Annotated in this window: 12 protein-coding genes and 2 pseudogenes; 5 read left to right on the top strand and 9 right to left on the bottom strand. The window is 69.8% G+C overall.

What is annotated here, in order from left to right:
* Positions 1–91 precede the first annotated feature (91 nt).
* Entirely contained in the window at positions 92–496 is a 405-nt protein-coding gene (locus AC07GB_RS19255; RefSeq protein WP_478846894.1) for an FKBP-type peptidyl-prolyl cis-trans isomerase, read from the bottom strand.
* Between the two features lie 138 nt (positions 497–634).
* Positions 635–1,075, bottom strand: coding sequence for a hypothetical protein (locus tag AC07GB_RS19250; protein WP_478846892.1), 441 nt, complete (start codon positions 1,073–1,075; stop codon positions 635–637).
* 98 nt (positions 1,076–1,173) lie between these two features.
* Between AC07GB_RS19250 and AC07GB_RS19245 the strand changes: the two genes are divergently transcribed.
* The 4 genes from AC07GB_RS19245 (at position 1,174) to AC07GB_RS19230 (ending at position 4,564) form a co-directional block, all read left to right on the top strand.
* Positions 1,174–1,554 (top strand): hypothetical protein, encoded by a 381-nt coding sequence (locus AC07GB_RS19245; RefSeq protein WP_478846890.1) that lies wholly within the window; start codon positions 1,174–1,176, stop codon positions 1,552–1,554.
* A gap of 398 nt (positions 1,555–1,952) precedes the next feature.
* Positions 1,953–3,017: a serine hydrolase domain-containing protein gene (locus tag AC07GB_RS19240; protein WP_478846888.1), complete on the top strand. Its 1,065-nt coding sequence runs from the start codon at positions 1,953–1,955 to the stop codon at positions 3,015–3,017.
* A gap of 153 nt (positions 3,018–3,170) precedes the next feature.
* The gene (locus AC07GB_RS19235) at positions 3,171–3,641 is read left to right on the top strand and encodes a nitroreductase family deazaflavin-dependent oxidoreductase (protein ID WP_478846886.1); all 471 of its coding nucleotides are present in this window, start codon (positions 3,171–3,173) and stop codon (positions 3,639–3,641) included.
* Between the two features lie 206 nt (positions 3,642–3,847).
* On the top strand, positions 3,848–4,564 hold the full coding sequence (locus AC07GB_RS19230) for an alpha/beta fold hydrolase (protein ID WP_478846884.1): 717 nt from the start codon (positions 3,848–3,850) through the stop codon (positions 4,562–4,564).
* A 62-nt stretch (positions 4,565–4,626) separates the two neighbouring features.
* Here AC07GB_RS19230 and AC07GB_RS19225 read toward each other — a convergent pair whose 3' ends face one another.
* The 4 genes from AC07GB_RS19225 to AC07GB_RS19210 form a co-directional block, all read right to left on the bottom strand.
* Complete coding sequence (locus AC07GB_RS19225) at positions 4,627–5,271, bottom strand: response regulator (protein ID WP_478846882.1); 645 nt, start codon at positions 5,269–5,271, stop codon at positions 4,627–4,629.
* Positions 5,262–6,647 (bottom strand): sensor histidine kinase, encoded by a 1,386-nt coding sequence (locus AC07GB_RS19220; protein ID WP_478846880.1) that lies wholly within the window; start codon positions 6,645–6,647, stop codon positions 5,262–5,264. The genes AC07GB_RS19225 and AC07GB_RS19220 overlap by 10 nt, the downstream gene beginning before the upstream one ends.
* Entirely contained in the window at positions 6,648–7,322 is a 675-nt protein-coding gene (locus AC07GB_RS19215) for a DedA family protein (RefSeq protein WP_478846878.1), read from the bottom strand.
* A gap of 347 nt (positions 7,323–7,669) precedes the next feature.
* Positions 7,670–8,347 (bottom strand): ScbR family autoregulator-binding transcription factor, encoded by a 678-nt coding sequence (locus AC07GB_RS19210; RefSeq protein WP_478846876.1) that lies wholly within the window; start codon positions 8,345–8,347, stop codon positions 7,670–7,672.
* Positions 8,348–8,821: 474 nt separating this feature from the next.
* On the opposite strand from AC07GB_RS19210, the gene AC07GB_RS19205 reads away from it, so the two are divergent.
* On the top strand, positions 8,822–9,724 hold the full coding sequence (locus tag AC07GB_RS19205) for a phytoene/squalene synthase family protein (protein WP_478846874.1): 903 nt from the start codon (positions 8,822–8,824) through the stop codon (positions 9,722–9,724).
* Between the two features lie 40 nt (positions 9,725–9,764).
* On the opposite strand, the pseudogene AC07GB_RS19200 reads toward AC07GB_RS19205, so the two are convergent.
* The 3 genes and pseudogenes from AC07GB_RS19200 to AC07GB_RS19190 form a co-directional block, all read right to left on the bottom strand.
* Positions 9,765–10,025 (bottom strand): annotated as a pseudogene (locus tag AC07GB_RS19200) (transposase); the annotation flags it as partial.
* A gap of 526 nt (positions 10,026–10,551) precedes the next feature.
* The gene (locus AC07GB_RS19195) at positions 10,552–10,755 is read right to left on the bottom strand and encodes a hypothetical protein (protein ID WP_478846872.1); all 204 of its coding nucleotides are present in this window, start codon (positions 10,753–10,755) and stop codon (positions 10,552–10,554) included.
* A gap of 765 nt (positions 10,756–11,520) precedes the next feature.
* A pseudogene (locus AC07GB_RS19190) lies at positions 11,521–13,970 on the bottom strand (RHS repeat-associated core domain-containing protein); the annotation flags it as partial.
* Between the last annotated feature and the right edge of the window lie 50 nt (positions 13,971–14,020).

Raw genomic sequence — 14,020 nt, 5'->3', positions numbered from 1 at the left:
GTGCGGTGAAGATTCGACACCTCCACCACACACGGGGGCCTTCGCCATGATCAAGCCCGGCCAGTGTCAACAACGCTCGTGATCAATACACCTAGCCGTTGCTCCACCCGGTCGTACTGGAGTACGAGGCCAGCAAGTCCACCACGAAGACCAGGGTGGAGCCCGCCGGGATCAACGGCGAGGGTGACTGCTTGCCGTAGCCGAGACGCGGGGGAACGATGATCTCGCGCCGGCCGCCGACCTTCATCCCCTTCACCCCCCGGTCCCAGCCCTTGATGACCCTCCCGCTGCCCAGGGCGAACTTGAACGGCTCGCCGCGGTCCCAGGAGGCGTCGAACTCCTTCCCGGACTCGAAGGTCACCCCCACGTAGTGGACCCTGACCACCATGCCCGGCTTCACCTCGGGCCCGTCCCCGACGACCAGGTCCCGGACGGTCAGCTCGACCGGAGCATCACCCTCCGGAACGACGACCTCGGGCTTCGTCAGTTCACTCATCGCAGCCTCATCACTCCCAGTCGAAAGCCCCGCACGGCCCAGCCGGACACACGGACCCACCCCAACAACAAATGATCACGCTACCGAAACCCCCACGGAACCCGAGCCCGGCCGCACATCGGAGCACGCTGCCGAGTGTCAGTGCGCGCGAGCCGCGATGGCCTCGTCCAGGGCGTTGAGGGTGCTCCGGCGTTGCTGCTCGCGTGTGTCGATCGTGTCGGCGGTGTCGTTGGTCGCCGCCACGCGCCTGCATCGGGGGCAGTGCCAGCGATCGGACCAGCCCTTGGGGGGAGGCTTCATCGGCACCTGGCACTGGGGGCACTGCACGTGGGCCTCTTCCGTCGTGCCGCAGGAGGCGCAGACCCAGTAGGGGCCGTCGCCGTCGCGTTGCTGCCACATCGTCGACTGGCACGCCGGGCAGCCCTTGGTGCGGATGCCCAGGGAGCCCATCATGAGCGGTGGGTCCGGGGTCGTCTCCGCGTAGTGGAGGATCTGCTGGCGCAGCTGCTCGTCGCTGGTGTTGGCCATGCGCAGCAGCCGTGCGGCGCGGCTGCGGGCCTCGTCGGCGAACTCAGTCATCGTGCGGGCAGGTTACCGGGTCACGGGCGCGGTGCACGCCCGTCCCGGTGTGCGGATTGACGGTGGGGCCGGGGCCGGGCCGGGGGTAACGTTTCCGCATGCTGTCAGTGTCGGCTCGGTTTCCGTCGTATCCGATCCGTGGCGTGCGCGTGCTGCATCAGAGGCACAACTGCGCGCCGCACTTCGCGGAGGTGGAAGTGGATTTCGAACCCGCGGCCGAGGGGTTCGTCTTCGAGGTGGCCCGCGGGCTGAGGGTGGAGTACGAACCTGTCGAGGATCTGCCGCGCTTCTTCGCGGCTGTCGGCGCGGGGATCGAGGAGCAGTTGCGCCTGCCCGAGCACGGGGTCGTTGTCGCCGCTCGGGTGGTGCTGCGGCGCGCTCGCGCCGATACGTTCGGCTCTCATGAGACGGCGTTCAGGATCGCGGGCTATCTCGCCGCCCGGAAGGCGTTGGAGCGGTCGGAGGCCCCGCGGCTCTGAGGGCTGCGAGGGCCCGTGCTCCGGGTCTCGTTCCTCCCCCCGGGTGGTCGTATCCGTCTCGTTCCTCTCGGGCGCCGCACGGCCTGTGACGTATCGCGGGTGTATCGGAAAACGCATACGTCGTCGCGACAGTGCTGCGTCTTCAGTGAGGGCGTGGTTCATCGCGCGGCGGCAGGCGGTCCGGCCGCCAGCAGGAGAGGGACGTGATCATGGGCTCGGATTCCGTACGTGGTGTGGGCCGGCGGCGGTTGCTCCGGTGGGGCGGGCTGGCGGGTGCCGGGGTGGTGGCGTCCGGTGCGCAGGTGCCAGGGGCTCCGCCCGGCCGCGCCGCCCCGGCCGGGGGCGGTTCCGACGCTGTTCCGTCTGCGGTCCGGCCCGGTGGGGCGTACGACCGGTACGTGGCGAAGCTGGCCGCGGAGGGCAAGTTCTCCGGTGTGGTGTTGCTGTCGCATCAGGGGCGGACGGTGTTGTCGCGCAGTTACGGCATGGCCGACCGGGAGGAGGGGGTGCGCAACCACGAAGGGGTCGCGTTTCCTCTCAGTTCGGCGGGCAAGCCGTTCGGGGCGGTGGCCATCTTGCAGTTGGCGCAGCAGGGCGAGGTGAAGCTGTTCGACACGGTGGGCACCTATCTGACGGGGTTCGCCAAGGAGATCGCCGAGAAGGTGACGATCCACCATCTGCTGTCGGGCACGTCCGGGTTGAACAGCCCGGAGGTTGACGTGCGGCGCGTCTTCCAGAGCCGGGATGAGGTGCGTGAGTACAACGAGCGGTGGGCCCGGCGGGCCGAGTTGGTGGCCTCCCCCGGCACCCCCACCGATCATGCCGGTGCCGAGGTCGCGATCCCCTCGCTGATCGTGGAGGCCGTGACCGGGATGACGTACTGGGATTACGTCGAGAAGCACATCTTCGCGCGGTGCGGGATGACGGGCACGGCGTTCCGCACCCGGCCGCAGTGGCTGACCGACAAGCGCATCGCGCACCCGTACATGCGGCTGGCCGACGGCAGTGTGGTGGATGCCGTCCGCAATCTCGACAAGAGCAGCCCGGGCCCGCAGCAACCGGGCAAGAACCCTGGGCGGAACTTCATCGACGCTCCTGGGGACGGCGGTTTCGCCACGGCGCCGGACCTGGTCCGGTTCGCGCACGCGCTGGGGGACGGCACGGTCCTTGACCGGCACTACGCGGAGCTGTTCACCGGGCCCAAGGCCCCCCTCGTTCCCCAGGGCGGTGGGCTGCGGCGCGGCCGAGCGGCCCCCGCTGACGCGTCGTTCGGGGCCTATACGATTCCGGTCAGTCTCGTCCGGGGCCAGTGGGTGTGGGGGCGAGCGGGTGGTGATCCCGGTGTCGGTGCCAGCTGGAACATCTACCCGGAGACCGGCTGGGTCGGTGTCATCCTCAGCAACCGCGACGGGGCGCCGCTGTGGGAGATCATCGAGCGGGAGATCCAGGCCGTCACGGGCTGATGGCGGCGGACCGGTGCCGCCGACCGCGTCGTGCGTGTGCCGTTCCGATCAGGTGCGCGAGTTGTCGGGAGGCGGGGACGGCGGGGGCCGCTCCCCGCGAGACTGGTGGGGTACTGCACCACACAGGTCGTACGTGATGACGAGGTGATCGGGATGCCGCTCGAGGGTGAGTACGGGCCGAGTCCGGCGCAGTGGGTGCGTGAGCAGGTCGAGCTGTACGAGAGTTCGGGTGGCACGCGGGGGACGACGCTGTGGGACACGGGCCTGCCGGTCGTCATTCTCACGATGCGAGGTGCGCGGAGCGGCAAGATCCGCAAGGTTCCGCTGATGCGGGTGGAACACGAGGGGCGGTACGCGGCCGTGGCGTCGAAGGGCGGTTTCCCACGCCATCCGGTCTGGTACTTCAACCTCACGTCCGACCCGGTCGTGGAACTCCAGGACGGGGGCGTGCGCCAGGACATGACGGCCCGGGAGGTCACCGGTGACGAGAGGGCCGAGTGGTGGGAGCGGGCGGTGGCCGCCTACCCGCCGTACACGGAGTACCAGGAGAAGACCGACCGCGTGATCCCTGTCTTCGTACTGGAACCCCTTGAACCCGTGGCCGGGCCGCGGACCGATCGCTGAACGGGCCCGCGCGGCCGGGCAGTGCCGCTCGCGACGGGCTGCCCGGCCGGCGGTGCCCGCGGCTGTCAGCAGGGGCCGGGCCGAGGCGGGCCCGGCCCCTCCCCTGCGCGGTGCCTCCCCTGCCCGGCGCCTCCCCTGCCCGGTGCCCCGTCGGCGCGGCCCCGCGCACCCACCGGATCGCACATGTCCCCCTGAGGAGAAGCAGCATGTCCACCGCCGCCGTCCGCCCGTCCTTCCTTCTCGTCCATGGCTCCTGGCACCGGCCCACGTGCTGGGCTCCGTTGCGGGACGCGCTCGCCGTCGGGGGCTGGCGGTCCCGCGCGGTCGACCTGCCGAGCGTGGGGCCGCAGCCCAGGCCGGCCGCCGGTATGTACGAGGACGCCGACGACATAGCCGCGCAGTTGCGGCGGATGGAGGGGCCTGTGGTCGTCGTCGCCCATTCCTACGGGGGTGTCCCGGTCACGCAGGCGGTCGTCGGCCATCCCCATGTCGTCCGCCTCGTCTACCTCACGGCGTACATGCCGGAGGAGGGTCAGAGTCTCAACGACATTTACGGCAAGGGGATTTCCACACCTGAGGAGGAGGACCTGTACGGCAGTGCTCCTGTCCTCTTCGACGACCCGCGCACGGCGTTGTACGGGGATCTGCCCGACGACCAGGCCGAGCACGCGGTGTCCCAGCTGGTGGAGCAGAGCGTTCGCTCGTGCCAGCAGCGGGTGACCCGTGCGGCGTGGCGGACCGTGCCCTCCACGTACATTCTCTGCGAACGCGATCGGGCGATCGCCCCCGCTCTCCAGGAGTCGATGGCCGCGCGGGCCACACACGTCGAGCGGCTCAGCTCGGACCACTCCCCCTTCTTGTCGGCGCCCGTCGAGCTGGCGGCCCTGCTGGGCGGGATCGCCTCTGCCGCTGTCGGGGGGTGACTCGGCCGCGGGGGCTCGGAGGCCTGCCGACCTCAAGTGGGGAGGCCTCCGAGCGTGGAGGCCTACGACCCCAAGTAGCGCAGCACGGCCAGGACCCGGCGGCTGTAGCCGGTGGTGTGGGACAGGTCCAGCTTCTCGAAGATCGTGTTGGCGTTCTTCTCGACCGTGCTCTGGGTGATGCTCAGCTTCTGCGCGATGGCCGCGTTGGTGTGGCCCTGGGCCATCTCGGCGAGGACCTCGCGCTCGCGCCGGGTGAGTCTGGCGAGCGGGTCGACGTGCGTGGTGCGGGCCAGGAGCTGGCGGACCACTTCGGGGTCGATGGCGGCGCCGCCCGCGTGCACGCGCTCCAAGGACTCCAGGAACTCCTCGACTTGGGCGACGCGGTCCTTCAGGAGGTAGCCGACGCGCGCGGAGTCGGTGGCCAGGAGCTGGGCCGCGTAATGCTTCTCCACGTGCTGGGAGAGCACGAGCACACCGATCTCCGGCCGGCGCGTGCGGATGTCCAGGGCGGCCTTGATGCCCTCGTCGGTGTGCGTGGGGGGCATCCGGATGTCCGCGACGATCAGGTCAGGGAGGTGTTCCTCCGTGGCCTCGATCAGCGAGACGCCGTCGCCGACGGCCGCCACGACCTCATGGCCCTCCTCGGTCAGCAGCCGCACGAGGCCTTCGCGCAGCAGGGTCGAGTCTTCGGCGAGGACTATGCGCACGGCAGCTCCGCGGTGATCGTGGTGGGTCCGCCCGGAGGGCTGTGGACGTGCAGGTGGCCGTCGAGCGCGGCGGCCCGGCGGCGCAGCCCGGACAGGCCGCTGCCCTCCGGGTCCGCACCGCCGCGGCCGGTGTCGCGGATCTGGATGACGACCTTGCCGCGGTCCCGGCCGACGCTGACGTCGATGCGGTCGGCCCCGGAGTGCTTCGCGGCGTTCGTCACGGCTTCGGAGACGACGAAGTAGGTGGCCGTCTCGGTGCTCTGGGGCAGCTTCTCGGTGAGCCGGAAGTCGATGTGCAGCGGGATGCCGCACCGCTCGGCCACTCCGGCGAGCGCTTCTTCGAGGCCGAGGCTGTCCAGCGCCGACGGGTAGGCGCGCCAGGCCACTTCGCGCAGTTCGCCGAGGACTTCCCGGGATGCGGTGTGGGCCTGCTGGAGCAGTTCGGCGGCCTTGTCGGGGTTGCGGGTGGCGCGGCCGAGCAGCATGGCGAGCGCCACCAGGCGCTGCTGGACGCCGTCGTGCAGGTCGCGCTCGATGCGGCGGCGCTCGACGTCGACGACCTGGACGATGCCGGCGCGGCTCGCGGCGAGTTCCAGTACGCGCCGCTCGAGGAGTTCGCGGTCGGAGGGGCCGAAGCACTGCCGGGCGAGCCGCTCGTCGAGCCGGGCCAGGGAGACGAGGCCCTGGATGTCGAGGAAGAGCAGGACGCTGCCGAGCAGCACCTGCCCGAGGAGTTCGCCCGCGCTCGTGGTGCCGCGCACCGCGCCGTACGCGAGCAGCGACGCGAGCACCACGCCGACGCCGAGCAGTCCGACCACGACGGCGTTGACCGGTCCCATCGCGATGCGGGACGCGAGGTAGGGCAGGTCCTTGCGGGCGTCGTGCGCGGAGGGGTAGGTGTCGGCGAAGAACGCCGAGCGCCGCCACCGCTCGATCGCGGTCAGGCGCCCGGCCCCGGCCCGCAGCAGCCGCAGGGCGCCGGGGCGGGTGCGCGGCCACAACAGGGCCACGCCGAGCCCGAGGCCCGCGGTCAGGAAGTACAGGAGGGCGAGGAAGCTGGTGGCGATGCCGAGGAGCAGCCCGGCCGCCCTGCGGCCGAAGGGTGCGGCGGCCTGCGGCTCGGGCCGCACGCCTTGCGGATTCATGGCCCGGGCGAGGGCCTCGGCGTAGGAGGCGTCCGCCGGTACGGTGCCCGGCCCTAAGGGCGCCGCGCTCGCCCTGACGACATCACCCGGTACGGCGGCGGGTCTGGCGGGGGCGGTGTCCCGACGCCCGGCGGGCACGTCGTACGCGGCGGGTGCCTCCCGCGCGGCGAACCCGCCTGACGCGTCGGTCGGGGGCGGCGCGTCAGGCGTCGTGACGGGTTCGACGGTCATTCACGGCCTCCGGTGTTGGGGGGCGCGGCCGGCCCGCGCCTTGTTCATGCGCCGTACGGCGAACGTGATCACGGCGAGCACGACGAGCAGCAGGACGACCTTCGAGAGCACGCCCACGTAGTCCTCGACCAGTTCCCACTGGTCGCCGAGCCAGTAGCCGGCCATCACGAGGATCGCGTTCCAGATGAAGCTGCCCGCGGCGGTCAGCGCGAGGAACATCGGCATCCGCATCCGCTCGATGCCGGCGGGCACCGAGATCAGGCTGCGGAAGATCGGCACCATGCGGCCGAAGAACACCGCCTTGGTGCCGTGCCGGGCGAACCAGGCCTCCGTCCGCTCCAGGTCGGTGACCTTCACCAGCGGCAGCTTGGCCCAGATCGCGTACATGCGCTCCCGGCCGATCAGCGCGCCGATCCAGTACAGCGCGACCGCGCCGACCACGGAGCCGAGCGTGGTCCAGAACAGGGCGGAGGCGAGGCTGAGCACGCCCTGCCCGGCGGCGAAGCCGGTCAGCGGCAGGATCACCTCGCTGGGCAGGGGCGGGAACAGGTTCTCCAGAGCGATGGCGGCTCCGGCTCCCACGCCGCCCATCTTGTCGACGAGGTCGGCGGCCCACCCGGCGATGCCGCCGGCGGGCTCTTGGGACAGGGCTAGGGTCGCGGTCGCGTACGGCATGGAGCACCTCGGGTCGGCAGGAAGCGGAAGGGGCGGGCGAGCCGCCCCGCTGACTGCTCCCAACCGTAGAAAGTGCAGATCAGCGCGACTACGAGGGAAACCACCGACCTTCTTCGAGCCGACCGCAGCCGGACCCCGAAGAAAACCACACCCTCGCGGGGCGGAAGACCGGACCGCGCACGCGCCACCGCCGTGGGCGGCAGCGCTCAGGCCGTCGAGCGCGGCGTGGATCCCCCCGATCACCCTCACGAGAAAACCATACCGTTAAGTCTGTTTCCTTGCGTCCGTGCCGATGGGACAGGCCCCGCGTGCGCGACCAGGCGCGCGCATCGTGAACTGATCGCGGCTCAGAGGTCAGCAGATCCCTGTTCCTGAGGGAGTGCCACGGCGGCCTCGTACACACGCGCCGCCCGGTCCCGGGAGAAGTCCATGCGGACGAGGGCCCCCGGAACCATGATCGACGCCAGGAGGTGCTGAAGCACCTCCCTCGCGCATTCGACCATGTCTGCGTGGTCGGTCATGATCTTCGAAAGGACCTGGGCGCCGGTGAACGCTCCGATGAACATCCGCGCGGCGGCATCGACGTCGACGTGCGGCAGCAGTTCACCAGCAGCCTTGGCCCGGGCCAGCAGGGCGGCGTTGTGGTCGAGCCACGCCTGCATGGGGACCCGGCGGTCCAGGACGTGGTGCGGGCCGCCCTGCTCGACGGTGAGGCGCACGCTGCCGCGGACCATCGGCTCGTGCAGATACAGCAGATGAGCCAGGACCAGGGAGCCGTCGAGCCCCTCCTGCATGATCAGGTCCTGTTCCGGCACGCGGGGCAGCGCGGTCATCTGATGGGCGAGGACCGCCTGGGCCAGCTCTTCCTTGGACGTGAAGTGGAAGTACAAGGCGCCCTTGGTCACACCGGAGCGCTTGAGGATCTCGGAGATCGTGGCCGCGTCGTACCCGACCTGGTCGAACACTTCGGCCGCGGCGACCAGGATCTTCTGCCGCGTCCTGACAGCTCGCTCCTGCCGGGCCATCGCACACCTCCACTCCGGGCGAACTGCCATGAAACCAAACCGAAAGGTTCGTATTTTATCGCGAGCTGCCTGCCTCTCGGTCGGCACCGCGAGCTGGCTCGTCACGCACATGGGGGCCACGCACGGGGGGCCTACGCACGGGGCCACGCGCATGGGCGGGTCACGCAGACGGGCGGGCGCCGACCTGTATCCAAAACCATGTCCTGTCCCCAACCTTGCGTCGCTTCAGTCGCTGCCGCGGATCGCTGCCACCGGTCTCTACGCCAGGGGCGGCCCCGCCGAGGCACCCCTGAAGCGATCGCCGGCCGCAGCCGCGGGAGGCGGGGGTCCGGGTGCGCATACGATCACCCTGTCCGCCCGGGCGGTACGGCCGCGGCCCGGCCTGGTTCCGCCGACGACGCGGCGCGCAGCGTCCGTTGCCGCTCCAGGGACAGGTCGTGTGCGGGCGGGCGCCGCCCGAGAACGAGGAGAGCGATGAGTCCGTGGCAGGCCACGCTGAGCGCGGCGGGCATCGACGATCCCGCGTTGCGCGCGGACTACACCCGGCTGCGCCGTGTGGTCTCCAGGTACCGGCGCCACCAGTACCTGGCGGTGCGCCTGCTGCTGCCCCCGGCCATCGTCCCGCACGTGGTCGCCGCGACCGTCTTCATGCACCACACCGACACCGTCCTGGACCGGCAAGGGCCCCTGGAGGAGCGTGCCGCCGCCTACGCGCGGTGGGAGAGGCTGGTGCGCGCGGCGCTGGGCGACCGGCGGAGCGATCACCCCGTGCTGCGCCCGCTCCTGCACACCGGCGCGGCGTTTCCGTCGATGGAGCGTCACGTCGAAGGCTTCCTCGACGCCGGGCGGGTGGACCTGGAGTTCTCCGGATTCACCGGGGAAGAGGACTACCAGCGTTACGTCGACGCCTACTCCCTGCCCGCGTTCATGGTCGTGGCCTGCCTGCTGGCGCCCGACGCGGACGAGGCCGGCTACCGCGGAGCCTGCCGCCGGTTCATCGACGGCAGCCAGCGCCTGGACTTCGTCACCGACGTGGCCGAGGACCTGAGCGCGGGGCGGCTGAACATCCCCGCGCGGACGCTGGAGGAGTACCGGGTGACCCGAGCCGACCTCGAAGCGCGTAAGGACTCCCCTGCCGTCCGTGCCCTCCTGGAGGAGTTGGTACGGCAGGCACGGGCCGCTCTCGTCGAGAGCTACGCACTGGTGACGTATCTGCCCGAGGCCCACCGCCCGATGGGCAGGGCGCTCATCGGGATGGAGGAGCTGACGGCCGACGCCGCCGGGCTCAAGGGAGCACGGCTGCTGAGTTCCCCGGCCCAGGCCTCCGTCCCGGCGGCCCTGCGTCTACTGGTCCGTGAGTACCGGCGGCGGAACTGACTGAGCGTTTGGCCCTGTAGTGGGTGTCTGGTTCTGGGGGTCAGGTTCCGCGCCAGTTTTGGGTGGTTTCGCCGGTGAGGCGGCGGGTCATGAGGTCGATCATTGCGAGGTGGATGAGGGCTTCGCTGCGGTGGAGGTGGGTTTCGTAGTCGCGGGCGAGGCGGCGGTGGTGCAGGAGCCAGCCGATGCTGCGTTCGATGGTCCAGCGCCGGGGAATGATCACGAAGCCGCGGCGTCCCGGTGGGCGGGCGACGGGTTGGACGTCGATGCCCAGGCGGGCGCCGTGGTGTGACTGAGCGTTTGATTTGGCGAGTTGAGCAGGGTACTGGTGCGGCCCTGCTGGCGATCCTCGACCGGGCCCGCAGGACAAGCTGAGCACGTACTGGAGGAGAGACAGCAGGCCCTCAGCCGCCGACTCACGCTTTGGAAACGGCGGAAAGGCGTCGGCGGCCTGGTCCTGGGTGGCGGGCCGCGGTCAGTGTCCAGTCGTTCAGCACCGGAGCACCGGGATGCTCTTGGCGGATACCAGCCCGAACGCGCCGGTGAAGGTCAAACTGGCGCGGTGGCCAGTACCTTGAGGCGAAGCCCCGGGCCGTGCGGGCCGGGGCTTCTGTGCGCGCCTCTGCGGCAGCCGCTTCAGCTGTGAGGTGAGCGGCTGCCGCTGCTGCTCGCCGAGTGGCGTGGTCCTCGTCGGCCGGGCAGCCGCGGTGTCAGCTGGCTGTACAGGATGAGGCGAAGAACGGTCATACTTCGATGAGACGCCGAGGGTGCTGCCGCATCCGCCCCTGCCCCAATCCAGTCGGAGCAGCGTCGCCGCCGGGCAGCACTCACAGTTCGTCGCGAGTCATCCTCCGCCGGGCCAGGTAACCGACTGTCCAGATGGCCGAACAGAGCACTACCAGCACCAAGCCTGTCGGTTTTCCGGCAATGGTCAAGGCAAGGCCGACGCCTGCGCCACACACGAGGAGCACCGTGCCGACCGCGAAGAGCTGGGAGGCCGCCTTCTTCCTCCTGAAATAGTTATTCTGCATATCGTTTGGGCCTCCGCTTGGTGAGTTCGCCGCCCGGCACCGCGTCCCTTGATTACTGCAAGGCGGAGTTGACTGCTTCGGAAGTGACAGTCCCCGCGGCCCACGCTCCGGCGAAGCACGCAGCCTGGCCGCCGACAGTGGAGGCTCCAGCCGTCGGTATCGTGCCGCCCAGCATGACGGCCTCGCATGTCAGACCGAAACCGGTGCCGACCACGAAGCCGGCGACGTCGCCCCACAGGACTTCGGCAGGTCCGTGCACCACGTCAGCAGGCACGGCCGCTGCCCGGGCAGTCCTCGGACCCGGGCAGCCGAGGACTGCGAGGTTGAGAGAAACGGCCCCGACCAGGCATCCGGTCGGGGCCACATGCTGGCGGGCGGCTCTCACAGTTCGCTGCGCGTCATCCTCCACCGGGCCAGGTAGCTGACTGGCCAGGTGCCTGAACAGAGCGCTACCAGCACCAGACCTGCCGGTCCTTCGGCGATGGTCAAGGCGAGACCGATGCCTGCCAGACGCGAGGAGCACCGTGCCGACTGCGAAGAGCCGAGAACTCGCCGTCTGCCTTCAGACGAACGTCGTTGCCCTCAACGCCTCTTCTTCGAGCGCCCGTAGAAAACCATGGCGACGATTACGGCAATAGCGATGAGGAAAATGACAAGCCCTGCTGTCCCGTCGGGGTACCAGCGACCCGCAGCGACTGCATCCATCTTCATTCCCTCCTGGGATATGTGAGGTGGTAGGTCGACGCACCTCCCTCCTCCGAAAGCTCAGGAAAGCTTGTTCTGCACCGCGTTTCCGACGCCTTCGGCGGCAGTGAAGCACGCCGCGCCCACGACGAATCCACCGGCTCCACCCGTAGGTGCACCCGCTGCACCTGCGGTGGCTCCGCAGCCGACCCCGGACGCCATGGACGCCACTTCACCAGCCACTACCGCTCCGAATTTTTGGTAGTCGCCAGCCAGCAAGGCGCTGCCTGCGTCTTTGGCTGCTTTCAGACCAGTGGCCCTTCCCGCCCACTTAAGTGAACCCTTGAGGGCTCCATCGACATCGATGGACAGGAGTCCACTGGGGTCGATGCGGTTGACCGGGTCGCCTTCGGCGTAGAGGTAGGGGTTCTTCTCCTGCCCTGAAGGGTCGGGCTGCGTGAAGCGGCCGATGTTCGGGTCGTAGTAGCGCGCCGCGAAGTGGTACAGGCCCGTCGGGTCCTGGTAGCCGCCGGCGAAGCGGTAGGGCTGGGGACCTTCTCCGTGGTCGTCGACCGCTCCACGCCGCGCGGGCTGTAGCTGTAGGTGTTGGCCTTCACGCCTGCTTCGTCGGTGAGCGCGATGACGGAGCCGAGCGCGTCGGTGAGGTAGTAGTACGCCTTGCCCCCGGTCGTCATGGAGTTCAGGGTGCCCCCGGGTTCCCGGTTGAATCCCATGTCCACGCCGTTTGTGCTCTTGGCCGAGAGGCCCAGGGGTCCGTTGTGGAAGAAGGTGTCCCCGAGGCGGACCCGCTCGCTCTGGTCGGTGGAGCCGTACTGGCCCTCGTAGGTCCTGTCGCCGACGGTCAGTGAGGTGAGCTGGCTGAAGTCGGACCATGTCTCGCCGGTGCGGGTGCCCTCGGGGGTCGAGGCGCCCGCCGTCTCGTTCCCGGCCGCGTCGTAGGACCAGTTGGCGCCGTCGCCGTTCTTCGCGGTGATCTGCTGGGCGTCGTTGACCGTGTACGTGGTGCCGCGCGGACAGCCCTGCTCCGTGCCCTGCGAGGTGAGGTTGCCCGCCTGGTCGTAGCAGTACTGCCAGGAGGAGTTGAGGGTGGCGCCCTTCTCCTCCTTGGCGTAGGAGAAGCGGCCCGCGCTGTCGTAGGTGTAGCTGGTCCTCAGGCCCGTCACCGCGTCCGTGCGGGCGCGGATCTTCGTGGTGTCCCTACCCGCGTTCTTGTAGTCGTAGGTCAGGTCGACGAGCGTGTCTACCCCCGACGTCGCCCTGATCTTCTCCGGGCGGCTGGACTTGTCCGGCGTGACCGTGTGCTCCGTGCCGCCGGGGTAGGTGGTCTTGGTGCGGATGTCGTTGTTGTTGTACTCGTAGGTGGTGGTCCGGCCTGCCGGGTCCTTCAGTTTGTCGAGCTTGTTGACCTTGTTCCAGATGTAGTCGGTGACACCGGCCGGGTCCTCATACGTTTCCACGTTCCCGGCGGGGGTGTAGGTGAGCTTGGTCTGCGAACCGTTCTGCAGGGTGCGGACCGTCTCGCGCGAGAGCGGGTCGAAGGCGTACTTGATCACGCCGGTGCCGTCCGAGCGCTGGGTCAGGTTGCCGTCGCCGTCGTAGGAGTACGTGACCGTGGCCTTCGGCGCCGAGGTCACCTTGGTGACGCGGTCGCGCTCGTCGTACGTGTACTCCGTCTTGACGCCGCGGCCGTCGGTGACCGCCTCCGGGCGGCCGAGTGCGTCGTAGGTGTACGTGGTGGGCTTCATCGGGGCCGGCGGGGTGGCCGTGGCGAGGTTGCCCTTCCCGTCGTAGCGGAACGACGTGGAGACCGACTTGGTGTCGCTCATCGTGGTGGTGGCCTTGCAGCGCTGGCCCTGGAAGCCGCCGCAGTCGGGGGTGGCGTCGTTGTAGTCGTAGGTGCGCTTGCCACCGCCGGTACCGGTGACCGCGACGGATTTGGTGTTGCCTGCCGTGTCGTAGGTGAAGTCGGTCTTTTCGTCGTCCGCGCTGGTGTAGGACTTCGGCAGGTCCGTGCCCGCGATCGTCTGATAGCCGGTGAGCGAGGCCGTGGCGCCGGTGGGCAGCTTGGCGGAGGTCGGGTTGTTGCGGGCGTCCCACCCGTAGGCGGTCACGTTCCCGGCACCACCGCCCACACCCATCGCGTCCGTCGCCGTGTCGACGTTGTGGTTCGCGTCGAACGTCCGCGACCGCGAGTGGTTCAGCGCATCCGTGACCTTCGTGACCCCGCCGTCCCCGTTGTGCTCGTACTTCGTGGCGTGCTGCTCGGGGTCGGTGACCGTCGTCGTCCCCGCGGAGGCAGCGTCCTTGGCGGAGTAGGCGTAGGTGTAGGTCGGGCCGGTGTGCCCGTCGCCGCCCGTCTCGGTGGCGCGCAGCATGGAGGTGACGCGGTTCTCGGCGTCGTAGGTGAAGATGGTGACCCGGCCCTCGGGTGTGGTGACCTTCGTCAGGCGGTGGGAGGAGTCGTAGCCGAAGTGGGTCGTCTTGCCCTCGGTGTCGGTGGTCTTGGCCAGGCGTCAAGATCTCAGTCGCCGCGTGGCGGAGCCGGCTCCAGTAGAGGGCG

This window comes from Streptomyces sp. NPDC045778, from assembly GCF_056431945.1.
The sequence above is the reverse complement of the archived record's forward strand: the minus strand, read 5'-3'. Positions and strand labels throughout refer to the sequence as shown.

Bases quoted from the DNA above. Each gene is read 5' to 3' on its own strand.
- AC07GB_RS19220 (WP_478846880.1), bottom strand. From the start codon at position 6,647: ATGACCGTCGAACCCGTCACGACGCCTGACGCGCCGCCCCCGACCGAC.
- AC07GB_RS19250 (WP_478846892.1), bottom strand. From the start codon at position 1,075: ATGACTGAGTTCGCCGACGAGGCCCGCAGCCGCGCCGCACGGCTGCTG.
- AC07GB_RS19245 (WP_478846890.1), top strand. From the start codon at position 1,174: ATGCTGTCAGTGTCGGCTCGGTTTCCGTCGTATCCGATCCGTGGCGTG.
- AC07GB_RS19215 (WP_478846878.1), bottom strand. From the start codon at position 7,322: ATGCCGTACGCGACCGCGACCCTAGCCCTGTCCCAAGAGCCCGCCGGC.
- AC07GB_RS19205 (WP_478846874.1), top strand. From the start codon at position 8,822: ATGAGTCCGTGGCAGGCCACGCTGAGCGCGGCGGGCATCGACGATCCC.
- AC07GB_RS19195 (WP_478846872.1), bottom strand. From the start codon at position 10,755: ATGCAGAATAACTATTTCAGGAGGAAGAAGGCGGCCTCCCAGCTCTTC.
- AC07GB_RS19255 (WP_478846894.1), bottom strand. From the start codon at position 496: ATGAGTGAACTGACGAAGCCCGAGGTCGTCGTTCCGGAGGGTGATGCT.
- AC07GB_RS19210 (WP_478846876.1), bottom strand. From the start codon at position 8,347: ATGGCCCGGCAGGAGCGAGCTGTCAGGACGCGGCAGAAGATCCTGGTC.
- AC07GB_RS19235 (WP_478846886.1), top strand. From the start codon at position 3,171: ATGCCGCTCGAGGGTGAGTACGGGCCGAGTCCGGCGCAGTGGGTGCGT.
- AC07GB_RS19230 (WP_478846884.1), top strand. From the start codon at position 3,848: ATGTCCACCGCCGCCGTCCGCCCGTCCTTCCTTCTCGTCCATGGCTCC.